Raw genomic sequence first — 13,111 nt, 5'->3', positions numbered from 1 at the left:
AAGGCGCGCGATTCTGGCACCCCGCCCCCGAAAGACTTCCGATGACGCTCCCTACTTCCGCCCAGATCCTGGCCTTGCACGACGAAGCCCTGGCCCGCGCCGACTGGCCCGCCCAGGCCGGCCCGGAGCTGGCTGACCCGCTGCTGCACTGGGTTCGAACCAACCACCGCTTCAACTGCCTGCTCTGGGCGGAAGAGGATCTGGCGCGTCGCACCCAGGTGGCGGATGCCGAGATCGCCGCCAACAAGCGCGCCATCGACGGCTTCAACCAGGCGCGCAACGACGCCACCGAGCGGGTGGACGAGCTGCTGCTGCTGGCCTTAAGCCTGGTGGACCCGGCCACTGTGGGCAGCGACACCCCGCGCAGCCAGGTGCCGGCCGGCGCACGCCTGAACAGCGAGACCGCCGGCAGCATGCTGGACCGGCTGTCCATCATGGCGTTGAAGTGCCGCGCCATGCGCCAGCAGACCGAGCGCCAGGACGTGGACGAGGCCCACCGCGCCAGCTGCCGCGCCCGCCTGGCACGCCTTGAAGAGCAGCGCCAGGACCTGGCCGCCTGCTTCGACGCCCTGCTGGCCGATGCCCAGGCCGGGCGCGCCTACTTCAAGGTCTACCGCCAGTTCAAGATGTACAACGATGCGCGCTTCAACCCGGCACTGGTCAAAGAAGCTCAGGTGAAGTAACCGAGATCGCGCTGGCTGAACGCGGCGATGTTCGGCACCACCAGGGGTAGATCGGTGGCGCTCACGCCCAGCCAGCTCGCCAGCGTGCCGGCCAGCTGATCGACCGAGGTCGAGGGCAGCAGCCGGCCCTGGCCCACGTCGTCCGGACCGTTGACCGCCACCGCCGGCGCGGTGCCGAAGAAGCGCCCGCCCTTGACGGCGCCGCCCATGACGAAGTGATGCCCGCCCCAGCCGTGGTCGGAGCCGTCGCCGTTGATGGAGAGCGTGCGGCCGAAGTCCGAGGCCGTGAAGGCGGTGACCTGATTCGCCACGCCGAGCTCCTGCATCGCCGCCTGGAAGCTCACCAGGCCGTTGGCCACCTGGGTCAGCAGGCCGGGGTGGTTCTCGCTCAGGTTGTCGTGCAGGTCGAAGCCGCCCAGCGACACCATGAAAACCTGGCGCGAGACGCCGAAGCTGGCGCGCGCGGCAATCATGCGCGCCACCATCTTGAGCTGGTTGGACAGCGAGCTGTTGGCGTCGAAAGTGGTGGCCAGATCGGGCAGGCCGGCCAGCGCGCTGCTGACCTGCGCCTCGGCATCGATCGAGCGCTTGGTGACCTTGCTGTACTCGGCCTCGAACAGATGGCTGCTTTGCGCGGTAATCAGGCTGCGCAGGGCGGACTGCGCGGTGCTGGAGCCGAACAGGCTGCGCGCGATGCCGTTGATGGCCACCGCGCCATTCGTGCCCATCTGGTACTGCACCGCCTGCTGGCCGCTCAGGAACACCGAGTTGCCGGTGATGGAGATACAGCTGAACACCGAGCCGCCATTGCCACTGAGCATCAGGTCGCCGACACGCCCGCCCCAACCGGAGAGCGCCCCCTCGGGCAGATCGGACTGCCAGATCGACTGCTGGTCGTTGTGCGAGAACAGCTTGGGCGGCAGCGGCACCGAGCGGGCGTTGTACTGCGCCAAGGTGGTGGGCTGCAGCAGCGGGCCGACGTTCAGCTGCGCGGCCAGGCGGCCCTGGTCCCACAGGGTCTTGAGCGGACTCAGTGCCGGGTGCAGGGCCAGCTGCATGCCGCCGGGCAGGGCCGTGGCGGGCGTCAGCGTGGTGGCCGCCAGTTCGGACTGCGCCACCGCCAGATTGCTGCGGATGCTGGCGTACTTGGCGTAGTTCGTGCCGTCGGCCGGGATCAGGGTGTTGCCATGGTCGTTGCCGCCGTACAGGAAGACGCAGACCAGGGCCTTGTAGTCATTCGGGTTGGTAGCTGCCGCGGCCTCGCCGATCAGCGAGAGGTTCAGTGCCCAGGGCGCGGCGGCGCCGGCCACGCCGGTCAGTGCCGCACGGCGCAGGAAGGCGCGGCGCGCCAGGTCGATGGAGTTGCTCATGGCCGGCTCCTTATTTCTGGATGAGGTAGTCGAGGCTGGCCATGACGAGCATGACGGCGGCGTAGACGCGGTTGGCCTTGCCGGTGTCGGTGCTGGCCGAGATGCTGTTCACCGCGTTCTGGATGGTCGTGCGCGTCCCGGCGGTGAGCTGCCCGGCGCAGAGCAGCAGGTTCAGCCGGTCCAGCAGCGCGCTGGCATCACTGGCCAGCGCCAGCTCGCTCACATAGTTGGGCTTCACATCCCGGTGGCCGTTTCCCACGATGGTCTGCAGCGCGTTCAGGTAGCCAGCCACGCTGGTCTCGTTGGTGAGCTGGAACTCCGGCGCCACCAGGCCGGCCGTGGCGACGGCCGTGCCGGCCGGCACATAGCCAGGGCGGAAATAGTTGAAGACCGAGGGGCTGCGCAGGGGGCTCTGGCCGAGCGAGCGCGAGGGGTCCGAGGTATTCCCCAGATCCCAGTTGCCGCTGGTGGAGCTGGCCTTGAAGCTGCGTGCCCACTGGATGGCGCGCAGCATGGGCTCGCGCTGCTTGCCCCAACCGGGGTCGCTGAGCTTGGCAGGGTCGCGCGCCTCGTCGTCCAGCAGCAGGGCGCGCAGGGTGGCGCCCAGATCGCCGCGCACGCCGCTGCCGTTGTTGTTGAACACGGTGGCCACGCGCGCCACATAGGCCGGGCTGGGGTTGCTGGTGACCAGGCGCTGGATCAGCTGCTTGGCCATGAAGGGCCCCACGTTCGGATGGGCGGCAATCACGTCCAGCGCTTGCGTGAGCGCAGTGCGGCCCGGGGTGCCGGCCGGCACCGTGGCGCCCAGGAAGCTGGCGGCGAGCGTGCTGTGCAGCGATTCCGTCAGCACCATGGGCTTGCGCGCGAATTCTGGGCTCGTGTCGCCGCGCGGCAGGTCCAGGTTCCAGCCGGTGAACACGCGCGCCAGCTGGGTCACCATGTCCTGCGTGTAGGTCTCGATCGGCTGGCCCTGGGCGTTGAGCTTGTTCGTGCCGTCCAGGTTCAGCTCGTACAGACCGATGGAAAACAGCTGCAGCACCTCGCGGGCGTAGTTCTCGTCGGGCAGGCGGCCGGTGGCGGCGTTCTCCTTCTGGTTGCCGGCCGTGTTCAGGTAGCGGCCCATGGCGGCGTTCAGCGTCACGCCCTCCAGCAAGGTGCGGAAGTTGCCAAAGGCGTTCGAGGCCAGCAGGTCCCACCAGGCGGCCAGCTGGAACTGCTTCCAGGGGCCGGTAACGCCATCAAAGCCCACCACCAGGATTTCCGACAGCGCCAGCGCCATGCGCTGGCGCAGCCCGTCGGGGGCCGTCATCAGGCGTTGCCAGATCTGCGAATCGACGCCGGTGGCGAGGTTGCGGTCGCCCTTGTCGTAGCCCTTGCCAATCAGCCAGTCCCAGTTGCTGCTGGAGGGCACCTTGGCCATCTCGGTCGACAGCCAGGCGGCGTAGCCGGTGGCGCGCAGGGTGGCGATGTCCGTCTCCGTGTAGCCCAGCGTGGCCTGGGCCAGGAAGCGCGCGGCGTCGAAGTCCGAATAGGGCGCCGTGCTGGCGAAGACGCGGGCGCCGAAGTCGCTCAAGGGCCCCACATCACCCAGCCCCCCACCGGACACCGGCCCGAGGATGTAAACGCGCCCGCCCTTCACGCCCAGGTAGTTCTGCGTGCTGGCGTAGTAGCGGTAGGTGTAGCCGTCCCAGTTCAGGTCGGCCTGGTGCGGCGGGAAGTAGGTACCGTAGACGCGCTCGGCCCAGTCCATCAGCTGGGTAGCCGTGGGGGTGGGTGGGGTGCTGGCCGCGGCCGCCCCACCGCCGCTGAAGCTGCCCTCGCCGGTGACGGGGGCGCCGAGGATCTGGCGGCGGTCCTGCGCCTGCGCGGTGTTCAGCAGTTCGGCGGGGGGCTCGGTCTCGCTGCCGCCGCCGCAGGCGCTCAGCAGGGCGGCGCTGCCGGCCAGCCAGGCCCAGTTCTCGGGGGCCGGCGCGGCCGGCTTGCGCATCGTGGTCGTGTCCATGGCAGCTCCTTGTCGGGGCTGAGTATGGCCATGACGAGCGGCACGGGCCAGCACTTTGGCAGAGCTTTGCCCTGCTTCACGAAGCGCTTACATGGTCAGCAAATGTGACTCAGGCGCCAAGCGTGGTCGGATCCAGATAGCGCTGGCGGAAGGTCTCGAAAGGCTCGTGGTCGGCCGCTTCGATACGGCACTGCTCGGCCACCGAATCAGCCGCCTGCTGCAGCAGGCGCTGCTGCACCGCCGGGTCCATCGGCAGGGCCAGCACCTGCTGGCGGGCGCGCTCGCTGCAGGCGCTGGTGAAGCGGGTGAAGGAGCCATGCTCGCGCGCACCAGCCAGGGCGCGTGCCGAGGGCAGGCTCTCGGGGGCCTGCAGCGCGGCCTGGGCCTGGGCCATGGCCTCGGTGTAGGCGCTGCCACCCAACGCGGCATCCATCTGGCGGGCGATCGGCGCGCAGGATTCGAGCACCTCGGCCGCCCACTCCGTCAGCTTCACACGGCCACCGGCGCGCTCCAGTTCCAACCCGGGCTCACGCCCGCGCGAGGCGGTGAGCTGCTGGTTGCGCGCCAGCGCGGCAATCTCCTCGGGCGTGTCGGCGGGGCTGTCGCTCTGCAGGCAGTGCAGCAGGAAGACGTCGATGACGCGCATCGTGGCCGCAGCGATGCCCACGTCCTCAAAGGGATCCAGGTCCATCAGCCGCACCTCGACGTACTCGACGCCGCGCTCGCGCAGCGCATGCAACGGGCGCTCGCCGGGGCGGATGACGCGCTTGGGCCGGATCGAGCTGTAGAACTCGTTCTCGATCTGCAGCAAGCTGGTGCCGAGCTGGTTGTATTCGCCGCCCAGATTGCGCACGCCGATGCGCTCGTACGGCGCATAGGGCTGCGTCAGCGCGCCTTGCAGTGAGCCGGCGTAGCTGTCCAGGCAGTTGTAGCTGACCGCCAGGCTGGCCTGGGCATCGCTCTGGTAACCCAGGCGCCCCATGCGCAGCGAGGTGGCGTAGGGCAGGTGCAGGGTGTGCGGGTGCTCTGGAGACAAAGGCTGCAGGCCATGCTCGCGCCCTTCCACAAAGCTGCCGCAAACGGCCGGCGAGGCCCCGAACAGCAGCAGCAGCACGAAGCTCTCGCGGCGGAAGTTGCGGATCAGCGCGAAGTACTCGGCGCTGCTGAGGCCGGGCAGCGACCAGTTGTAGTGGATGCCCGAGATCGTCTGCATGCGCTTGCCATAGCGGTGGCCCAGGCCGGCGCGATAGACCGACTTGGCGCGCCCGATGTTGGAGGTGCCGTAGCGGCCGATCGGGATGGTTTCATCGGTGGGCAGGCCGCAGGGCATGCTGGAGACCCACAGGCGCTCCTCGCCGATGGCGCGGTAAACGAATTGGTGCAGCTCGGTCAGCTCGCGCAGACAGGACTCGGCATCGGCATGCACGCCGGTGATGAGCTCCAGCTGCGACTCGCTGAAGTCGGTGGTGATGTACGGATGCGTCAGCGCCGAGCCCAGCGCGATCGGGTGCGGCGTCAGCGCCAGGCCATTGCCGGCCAGCACGCGCAGGCTTTCTTTCTCGATGCCGCGGCGCATGCCACGCAGGCGCTCGGGCGCGAGCAGGTTGTCGTTCGTCATGGGGGGATCCTGAAGCGGGGAGCGGAGCGAGCCGCTGATTGCGGGGTTCTACCACCCGGGTGGGTGGCCCTGCCAGCACAAGTGCTTGGGTTTTATGCTGGCCCGATGACGTACCGATTGCTGCTCGTCCTCGGCCTCCTGCTGTCTCACTTGGCGGTTCGGGCCCAGCCCGCCCCGCCCGCGTTCGAACTGCAGCAGCTGGCGCCCGGCGTCTATGCCGCCATCGACCAGGGCGGCCGCGCGGGCTCCAACGCCGGCATCGTCATCGGCAACCGCGCCGTGCTGGTGGTGGACAGCCTTTACCGCGAAACGGCCAGCCGCGCCCTGCTGGAGGCCGTGCGCAAGCTCACCGACCTGCCGATCCGCTACCTCGTCAACACCCACCACCACATCGACCACGTGGCCGGCAACCGCCTGTTTGCCGAGGCCGGTGCCACCGTGCTGGCGCAGCGCAATGTGCCCGCCTGGGTGCAACCGGAGAACCTGCGTCTGCTGGGGGGCGAGCAGGCCAGCGCCGAACAGAAGGAGCAGGTGGCGCAGCTGCTGCAGCCGCAGCTCACCTTCAACGAACGCATGAGCCTGGACCTGGGCGGCCGGCGCGTGGAACTGCAGCACCGCCTGGGCCATACCGGCGGCGACACCGCGGTCTGGGTGCCCGACGCCCAGGTGATGTTTCTGGGCGACCTGCTGTGGCGGCGCTCGATCCCCAACCTCGTTGACGCCAACCTGGTGCAGTGGCGCGCCACGCTGGAGACCCTGGGCCTGACAGGCGAGGACACCCGCTTCGTGCCCGGGCACGGCGGCGTGGCCAGCGCACAAGACCTGCGCGAGTTCGCCGGCTACCTGGACGCCCTGGACCAGGCTGTGGCGGATGCCCAGGGGCCGGAGGAGACGCGCAGCGCCGCCGCGCTGGAGGCCTTGCGTGCGCGCTACGCCGCCTGGGCCTACTTCAAGGGCCTGGGGGCCGCGAATGTGCGCGATGCGCTGGCGGAGCGCGAAGGGCGCAAGCGGGTGCCGGCGCCCCGCCCCTGATCAGCTCAGGCCCGCCAGCAGCGCCGCGTTGCCCCCCGCCGCCGCGGTGTTGACGGTCAGCGTCTGCTCGGCGGCGAAGCGGTAGACCTGCTGGGCCTGCTGGGCCTCCTGGGGTGTGACCAGGGGCACGATGGCGCCTTGGCGGGCGGCCAGTGCGGCCAGCAGGGCGGCGGTCTGGGCGCTGTCCAGGCCCGCAGTGAAGGTGGCGTCGAAGGCGGCCGTCCTGGCCCATTGCGCCCACTCGGTGGGCTCGTGCTCCTGGCAGGCCAGCCAGTCACCCACGCCCTGGCTTTGCAGCTGCTGGCGCAGCGCGCAGGCGCTCTTGAGCTGGGCGGCGGCACCCACCAGGGTCACCTCGTTGCCGGCCAGCAGGGCCAGGGCCAGCGCGGGGCGCCAGCCGTCGCCATTGACAAAGCCGACGACATGGCCGCGCGCGTGCAGGCGCAGCTCGTTGCGCTCGCCCGTGGGGCCGGGCAGGGCCAGGGTGAGCAGGCGCGGCGCGGCCTGGGCCAGCAGGGCGGCTTGGTCGGGCAGCGCGGCCTGCAGGGTGCGCAGGCGCTGGGCCAGGGCCTCGGGCAGGGCCGAAGCGGCCGCGGCGCGCGTGGGCACGAAGCTGGGGCGCACAAAGCGCCACAGGTAGTTCGGGCCGCCGGCCTTGGGGCCGGTACCGCTGAGGCCCTCGCCACCGAAAGGCTGCACGCCCACCACCGCACCAATGATGTTGCGGTTCACATAGACGTTGCCGATGCGCGCGGCCTCGGCCAGCTTTTCGGCGCGGGTGTCGATGCGGGTCTGGATGCCCATGGTCAGGCCATAGCCCAGGCCGTTGATCTTCTCGATCACCGCCTCGGGCGCGCCGCCCCAGCGAAGCACATGCAGCACGGGGCCGAAGATCTCGGTCTTCAGGTCGGCGATGTCCTTCACCTCGAAAGCGATGGGCGCGACCAGATTGGCCACGTGGGCATCGTGCTTGCCGCCTTCGGCGATCAGCTTGGCTTCGCGGCGCAGGCGCTCGATGTTGGCGCTGATGCCGGCAAAGGCCTCGGCGTCGATCAGCGGGCCGACATCGGTTTCGAGCTTGCTCGGGTCGCCCACGCGCAGCTCGGCCAGGGCGCCCTTGATCATCTCGATCACGCCATCGGCCACCGATTCATGCACGCACAGCAAGCGCAACGCCGAGCAGCGCTGGCCGGCGGAGCGGAAGGCGCTCTGCACCACCGCGTCCACCACCTGCTCGGGCAGGGCCGTGCTGTCCACCAGCATGGCGTTCAGGCCGCCGGTCTCGGCGATCAGCACCTTGGGCTCGTTCGATTGGGCCAGGGTCTTCTGGATGATCTTGGCGACTTGCGTGCTGCCGGTGAAGCACACGCCGGCCGTGGCCGGGTGCGCCACCAGCGCGGCGCCCACGGTTTCGCCGGTGCCGTTCAGCAGCTGCAGGGCGTCCGCCGGCACGCCAGCGGCGTGCAGGATGCGCACGCACTCCACCGCCACCGCCGGGGTCTGCTCGGCCGGCTTGGCGGCCACGGTGTTGCCCGCCACCAGGGCGGCCACCACCTGGCCGGCAAAGATGGCGAGCGGGAAGTTCCAGGGCGAGATGCAGACGAACACGCCGCGGCCCTGCATGGCGGCGTCGCCGGCCAGTTCGGCCTCGTCGGCGTAGTAGCGCAGGAAGTCCACCGCCTCGCGCACCTCGGCAATGCAGTCGGCCAGGGTCTTGTGGGCCTCCTTGACCAGCAGGCCGCACAGCGGGGCCAGCTCGGCTTCCATCGCATCGGCCGCGCGGCGCAGCACCGCGGCGCGCTGGGCCACCGGGGTGCGGGACCAACCCGTGAAGCCGGCCTGCAGGCGGGTCATCGCGGCCTGCACGTCTTCGCCCGTGGCCACCGGCACGGCCGGCACCTGGCAGGCCTGCGCCGCCGCCGTGAACGGCGCGCGCTGCGTGGGCGAGGCCAGGTCGGCGCCGCGGCTGTTGACGCGGCTTTCGCCCGCGGCCTTGTAGAGGTTCAGCGGCAACGGCTGCGTGGGCGCAGGGCGCAGGTCTTCGAGCGGGCAGCCCAGCAGCTCGGGCACGGCCACTTGCGGGTCGGCCAGCTGGTGCACGAAGCTGGAGTTGGCGCCGTTTTCCAGCAGGCGGCGCACCAGATAGGCCAGCAGGTCGCGGTGCTCGCCCACCGGGGCGTAGACGCGGCAGGGCGTGTTCTTGTCCTTCAGCACCTCGCGGTAGATACCCTCGCCCATGCCGTGCAGGCGCTGCATCTCGTAGGGCGCACCGGCCGCCTTGGCCATCTGCAGGATGGCGGCGATGGTGCCGGCGTTGTGGCTGGCGAACTGCGGGTAGATGAATTCCTTGTAGGCCAACAGCGCCTGGGCGCAGGCCAGGTAGCTCACATCGGTGTGTGCCTTGTGCGTGAACACCGGGTAGTGCTCCAGGCCGAGTTCCTGGGCGCGCTTGATCTCGCCGTCCCAGTAGGCGCCCTTGACCAGGCGCACCATGAACTTCAGCTGGTACTTGCGGGCGATGTCGGCCACCGCATCGATGACGGCGCGGGCGCGCGTCTGGTAGGCCTGCACGGCCAGGCCAAAGCCCTGCCACTGCGGGTGCTTGGCGGCGATGTGCTGGGCCAGGGACTCGAACACGTCCAGGCTCAGCTCCAGGCGGTCGACCTCTTCGGCGTCGATCGTCAGGTTCATGTTGGCAGCCGCCGCGGCATCCACCAGGCCACGCACGCGCGGCACCAGGGTTTCAAACACGCGCTCGCGCTGCAGCACCTCGTAGCGGGTGAACAGGGCACTGAGCTTGATCGAGATGCCGTCGCTGCCCATCGGGCTGGGCGCGCGGCCACCGGGGAAGCGCGCGGCGATGCGGGCGATGGCGTTGCGGTAGCTGGCCAGGTAGCGCTCGGCGTCGTGCTCGGTGCGGGCGCCCTCGCCCAGCATGTCGTAGCTGAAGGTCAGCTGCGGCAGCTCCTTGCGCGCGCTCGCGGCCTCGCCCTGGGCTTCGTCGATGTTGCGGCCGAGCACGAACTGGCGACCCAGCAGCTGGATGGCGCGCACGGTGGCGGCCACCACCGTCTTGCTGCCCATGCGGCCCAGCAAGCCGCCACTGTCCTCACCCGGCAGGAACTTCTTTGAGAGGCTGATGGCTGCGGCCGACAGGCTGCTGAGCATCTTGTGCGGGCCGTCACCCGCGGCGTCGAAGTCAGCCCGGCCGAGCTGGTCGGCCGTCAACGCGATCGCCGTTTCGGCATCGGGCACGCGCAGCAGGGCTTCGGCCAGGCGCATCAGGGCCAGGCCCTCGGGGCGGGTGATCGGGTACTCGCGCAGCAGCGATTCCATCGCCCAGAAGGGGGCCGGGTTGTCGCGCACCTGCTCGACCCAGGGGCCGGCCTGCCCAATCACCTTCGCCCAGCCGGCCTGGGTGCCGGCCAGCTCGGCCACCAGGGCGGCCACGGCAGCGTTCTCATCGCGATACGGTTCCGGCAGGCGCTGGATTTCGGGCAGGGTGCTCATGGGTGTCTCCTGAAGATCCTGGCACTGTAGGCCGGGCAGTTCCGGAAAGGTTGCGGAGAATGCAGCGATCCGCCGAATGGAATTCAGCCATGGACCTGGACGCCACCCCGCCCGAAGGCCTTGACCGCATCGACCTGCGCATCCTGCGCGTGCTGCAGGAAGACGCCCGCATCACCCACCAGAAGCTGGCCGAGGCCGTGCACCTGAGCGCCAGCAGCGTGCACGAGCGCGTCAAGCGCCTGCAGCGCGACGGCTTCATCCTCGGCTACCGCGCCCAGCTCAACCCCGAGAAGCTGGGTGCCGCGCTGATGGTGTTCGTGGAGGTGCTGCTCGACCGCACCGTGCACGACGTGATGGACACCTTCAAGGCCGCCGTGCAGGCCCGCCCCGAGATCCTCGAATGCCACCTGGTGGCCGGCGGCTTCGACTACCTGCTCAAGACCCGCGTGGCGGACATGGCGGCCTACCGCAGCTTCATCGGCACCGGCATCTGGAGCCTGCCGGGGGTGCGGGAGACGCGGACCTATGTGGTGATGGAGGAGGTGAAGTGTGAGCTGGGGGTGCGGGTTTGAGCACGGCGCCGCTGGATCTGAACCTCGCCCTGCCGCCGGGCCGCCTGAACCTGCGTGTAGGTCTTTGGCTCGAACGCGGCGATGCGCTGCTGCTACAGCGCGAGCACAGCGACCCTTTCTGGACCGTGCCCGGCGGCCGGCTGCGCCTCGGCGAAACCCTGGAGCAAGGCCTGCGCCGCGAGATGCGGGAGGAGCTGGGCTTGGAACTGGGGCCCCTGCGCCTGTGCGGCTTGGTCGAGAACTTCTACGCGTGGAAGGGCCAGGCGGTGCATGAGTGGCTGTGGCTGATGAAGGACAGCTGCCCGGGCGCCGCCGAGTTGCAGAGCCGCGAACCCCAGCTGGAGTTCAGCTGGTGGCCGCTGAACGAGCTGCCCGACCTGCGCCCGCTGGCACTCAAGGAGTGGCGCGGCAAGACCGACTTCCTGCATGCAGTACAAGGCCATGACACCACCTGACGCCCTCCTGGATTCCTGGCAGTCGGCCTGGCATGGCTTGGGCGCGCAAGGCGATGGCCAGGCGCTGCGCGAGGCGCTGTGGGCCGCCTACGCCGAACCCCAGCGCCGCTACCACTCCCAGCAGCATCTGCTGGAGTGCCTGCAGCTGCTGGAGTCGGTGCGCCATCTGACACCCGAGCCCGCGGCCATCACCATCGCGCTGTGGTTCCACGACGCCATCTACGAACTCCTGGGCAAGGACAACGAAACCCGCAGCGCCGCTTGGGCTGCGCAGGCGCTGCGCGATGCCGGCGCACCCAGCCATCGTGCCGAGCAGGTCCAGCGCCTGGTGCTGGCCACGCGTCACCAGGCCAGCCCGCAGGCCGAGGACGAAGCCTGGCTGGTGGACATCGACCTCGCCATCCTGGGCGCTGAACCGGCACGCTTTGCCGAGTACGAGGCGCAGATCCGCGCCGAGTACGGCTTCGTGCCCGAAACCCTGTTCCGCACCAAGCGCGCAGAGGTGCTGCGCGCCTTCCTGGAGCGGCCCTTCATCTACAGCAGCGCACATTTCCGCGCCCAGCTGGAAGAGCAAGCGCGGGCCAACTTGCGCCGGGCGCTGGCATGAGCACGGAGGCGACGCTGGAACAGCGTCTGCTCGACTTGGTACAGCGCGCGCCCTGGCTGATGGAGGCATTGCGCTGCGCGCGCAGCCTGGGTCTGCCCGATTGGTGTCTCGGTGCCGGGGTGTTGCGCAACTTGGTCTGGGACCATTTGCATGGGCATCCTCAGCCCACGCCAGCGGGCGATCTGGACCTGTGCTTTTTTGACTCACTGGACCAGAGCGCCGAACGCGACGCCGCGCTACAGCGGCGCCTTCAGCAGTTGCGCCCGCAGATCCCTTGGGAGGTCACCAACCAGGCCGGCGTGCACCTGTGGTTTGAGGCCCATTTCGGTCATGCCGTGGCGCCGCTGCGCTCGCTGGAGCAGGCGATCGCCACCTGGCCAGGAACCGCCACCGCCGTGGGGGTACGACTGGAGACCGACGACCGCCTCACGCTGCTAGCGCCACTCGGCTTGGAAGACCTGTTCGCCGGCGTGGTACGCCGCAACCCAGCGCGGGTCAGCGTGGCCACTTACCTGCAGCGCATCGCCAGCAAGCGCTATGCGCAGAGCTGGCCGGGCCTGCAGATCCTGCCGCCCTGACGCGCAGAATGCGCCCGCCCTGGAGACCCCATGCACGCCTACTACGCCAGCCGCGCTCCGTATTACGACGCTGTCTACGCCAAGCCCGAACGCGCGGCCGACATCGCCTGGCTGCAGCAGCGTCTGCCCGAGGTGTTTGCCGGCCGCGAGGTGCTGGAGCTCGCCTGCGGCACCGGCTTCTGGACGCCCTGGATCGCGCGCAGCGCGCGGCGGCTGGTGGCCACCGATGGCACGGCCGAACCCTTGAGCCTGGCGCGCACCCGCCCCGGCTGCGAAACGGTCCACTTCCAGCAGGCCGATGCCTACGCGCTGCCGGCCGAGCTGCAGGGCTTTGATGCGGCCTTTGCCGGGCTGTGGTTCTCGCATGTGCCGCGCGAACGGCAGGCCGGGTTTCTCGCTGGCCTGCACGCCTGCCTGCAGCCGGGCGCCTGCGTGGTGATGATCGACAACAACGAAGTGCAGCTGCGGGACTTTCCGATCGCCGAAACCGATGCCCAAGGCAACACCTGGCAGCACCGCGCCACCCGCGATGGCGTCACGCACCGGGTGCTGAAGAACTTCCCGAGCGAGGCCGAGTGGCGCGCGCTGCTGGCCGGCCGCGCCACCGACATCGAGTGGCGGATGCTGGAGAACTTCTGGTGGGTCAGCTACCGGCTCAGCTGAATTTCAGCTGTAGTCGATCCA

At 69.7% G+C, this 13,111-nt stretch carries 11 protein-coding genes; 7 read left to right on the top strand and 4 right to left on the bottom strand.

What is annotated here, in order from left to right; translation table 11 throughout:
- The first annotated feature begins 41 nt into the window (after positions 1-41).
- A complete protein-coding gene (locus ACE3QP_RS01725) occupies positions 42-683 on the top strand; it encodes a DUF4254 domain-containing protein (RefSeq protein WP_374433076.1) in 642 nt (213 codons plus the stop codon).
- On the opposite strand, the gene ACE3QP_RS01720 is transcribed toward ACE3QP_RS01725, so the two are convergent.
- The 3 genes from ACE3QP_RS01720 to gshA all read right to left on the bottom strand — a co-directional run bounded on the left by ACE3QP_RS01720 (position 671) and on the right by gshA (position 5,673).
- On the bottom strand, positions 671-2,053 hold the full coding sequence (locus ACE3QP_RS01720; RefSeq protein ID WP_374433075.1) for a DUF1501 domain-containing protein: 1,383 nt from the start codon (positions 2,051-2,053) through the stop codon (positions 671-673). The genes ACE3QP_RS01725 and ACE3QP_RS01720 overlap by 13 nt on opposite strands.
- A 10-nt stretch (positions 2,054-2,063) precedes the next feature.
- Entirely contained in the window at positions 2,064-4,055 is a 1,992-nt protein-coding gene (locus tag ACE3QP_RS01715) for a DUF1800 family protein (protein WP_374433073.1), read from the bottom strand.
- A gap of 109 nt (positions 4,056-4,164) precedes the next feature.
- Positions 4,165-5,673, bottom strand: a complete 1,509-nt coding sequence (gene gshA, locus ACE3QP_RS01710) for a glutamate--cysteine ligase (RefSeq protein WP_374433071.1) — start codon at positions 5,671-5,673, stop codon at positions 4,165-4,167.
- Positions 5,674-5,778: 105 nt separating this feature from the next.
- Between gshA and ACE3QP_RS01705 the strand changes: the two genes are divergently transcribed.
- Entirely contained in the window at positions 5,779-6,705 is a 927-nt protein-coding gene (locus ACE3QP_RS01705; protein WP_374433069.1) for an MBL fold metallo-hydrolase, read from the top strand.
- On the opposite strand, the gene ACE3QP_RS01700 is transcribed toward ACE3QP_RS01705, so the two are convergent.
- Entirely contained in the window at positions 6,706-10,215 is a 3,510-nt protein-coding gene (locus tag ACE3QP_RS01700; RefSeq protein WP_374433068.1) for an L-glutamate gamma-semialdehyde dehydrogenase, read from the bottom strand.
- A 59-nt stretch (positions 10,216-10,274) separates the two neighbouring features.
- Between ACE3QP_RS01700 and ACE3QP_RS01695 the strand changes: the two genes are divergently transcribed.
- The 5 genes from ACE3QP_RS01695 to ACE3QP_RS01675 are packed head-to-tail and all read left to right on the top strand — an operon-like array spanning position 10,275 to position 13,090.
- On the top strand, positions 10,275-10,787 hold the full coding sequence (locus ACE3QP_RS01695) for an Lrp/AsnC ligand binding domain-containing protein (protein WP_374433067.1): 513 nt from the start codon (positions 10,275-10,277) through the stop codon (positions 10,785-10,787).
- Positions 10,784-11,242, top strand: a complete 459-nt coding sequence (locus ACE3QP_RS01690) for an NUDIX hydrolase (RefSeq protein WP_374433065.1) — start codon at positions 10,784-10,786, stop codon at positions 11,240-11,242. Before ACE3QP_RS01695 ends, ACE3QP_RS01690 begins: the two co-directional genes overlap by 4 nt.
- Positions 11,229-11,849, top strand: coding sequence for an N-methyl-D-aspartate receptor NMDAR2C subunit (locus ACE3QP_RS01685; RefSeq protein ID WP_374433063.1), 621 nt, complete (start codon positions 11,229-11,231; stop codon positions 11,847-11,849). Before ACE3QP_RS01690 ends, ACE3QP_RS01685 begins: the two co-directional genes overlap by 14 nt.
- On the top strand, positions 11,846-12,427 hold the full coding sequence (locus ACE3QP_RS01680) for a nucleotidyltransferase family protein (RefSeq protein WP_374433062.1): 582 nt from the start codon (positions 11,846-11,848) through the stop codon (positions 12,425-12,427). Before ACE3QP_RS01685 ends, ACE3QP_RS01680 begins: the two co-directional genes overlap by 4 nt.
- 30 nt (positions 12,428-12,457) lie before the next feature.
- Positions 12,458-13,090, top strand: a complete 633-nt coding sequence (locus tag ACE3QP_RS01675; protein WP_374433060.1) for a class I SAM-dependent methyltransferase — start codon at positions 12,458-12,460, stop codon at positions 13,088-13,090.
- Positions 13,091-13,111 lie beyond the last annotated feature (21 nt).

The sequence above is a fragment of the Inhella sp. genome (genome assembly GCF_041912635.1).
Taxonomy (GTDB): domain Bacteria; phylum Pseudomonadota; class Gammaproteobacteria; order Burkholderiales; family Burkholderiaceae_C; genus Inhella.
This window is presented reverse-complemented; position numbering and strand designations above follow the sequence as displayed.

Excerpts from the sequence above, each read along its gene's own strand:
- gshA (WP_374433071.1), bottom strand. The coding sequence starts at position 5,673 with ATGACGAACGACAACCTGCTCGCGCCCGAGCGCCTGCGTGGCATGCGC.
- ACE3QP_RS01675 (WP_374433060.1), top strand. The coding sequence starts at position 12,458 with ATGCACGCCTACTACGCCAGCCGCGCTCCGTATTACGACGCTGTCTAC.
- ACE3QP_RS01705 (WP_374433069.1), top strand. The coding sequence starts at position 5,779 with ATGACGTACCGATTGCTGCTCGTCCTCGGCCTCCTGCTGTCTCACTTG.
- ACE3QP_RS01720 (WP_374433075.1), bottom strand. The coding sequence starts at position 2,053 with ATGAGCAACTCCATCGACCTGGCGCGCCGCGCCTTCCTGCGCCGTGCG.
- ACE3QP_RS01680 (WP_374433062.1), top strand. The coding sequence starts at position 11,846 with ATGAGCACGGAGGCGACGCTGGAACAGCGTCTGCTCGACTTGGTACAG.
- ACE3QP_RS01695 (WP_374433067.1), top strand. The coding sequence starts at position 10,275 with ATGCAGCGATCCGCCGAATGGAATTCAGCCATGGACCTGGACGCCACC.
- ACE3QP_RS01700 (WP_374433068.1), bottom strand. The coding sequence starts at position 10,215 with ATGAGCACCCTGCCCGAAATCCAGCGCCTGCCGGAACCGTATCGCGAT.
- ACE3QP_RS01715 (WP_374433073.1), bottom strand. The coding sequence starts at position 4,055 with ATGGACACGACCACGATGCGCAAGCCGGCCGCGCCGGCCCCCGAGAAC.
- ACE3QP_RS01725 (WP_374433076.1), top strand. The coding sequence starts at position 42 with ATGACGCTCCCTACTTCCGCCCAGATCCTGGCCTTGCACGACGAAGCC.
- ACE3QP_RS01685 (WP_374433063.1), top strand. The coding sequence starts at position 11,229 with ATGACACCACCTGACGCCCTCCTGGATTCCTGGCAGTCGGCCTGGCAT.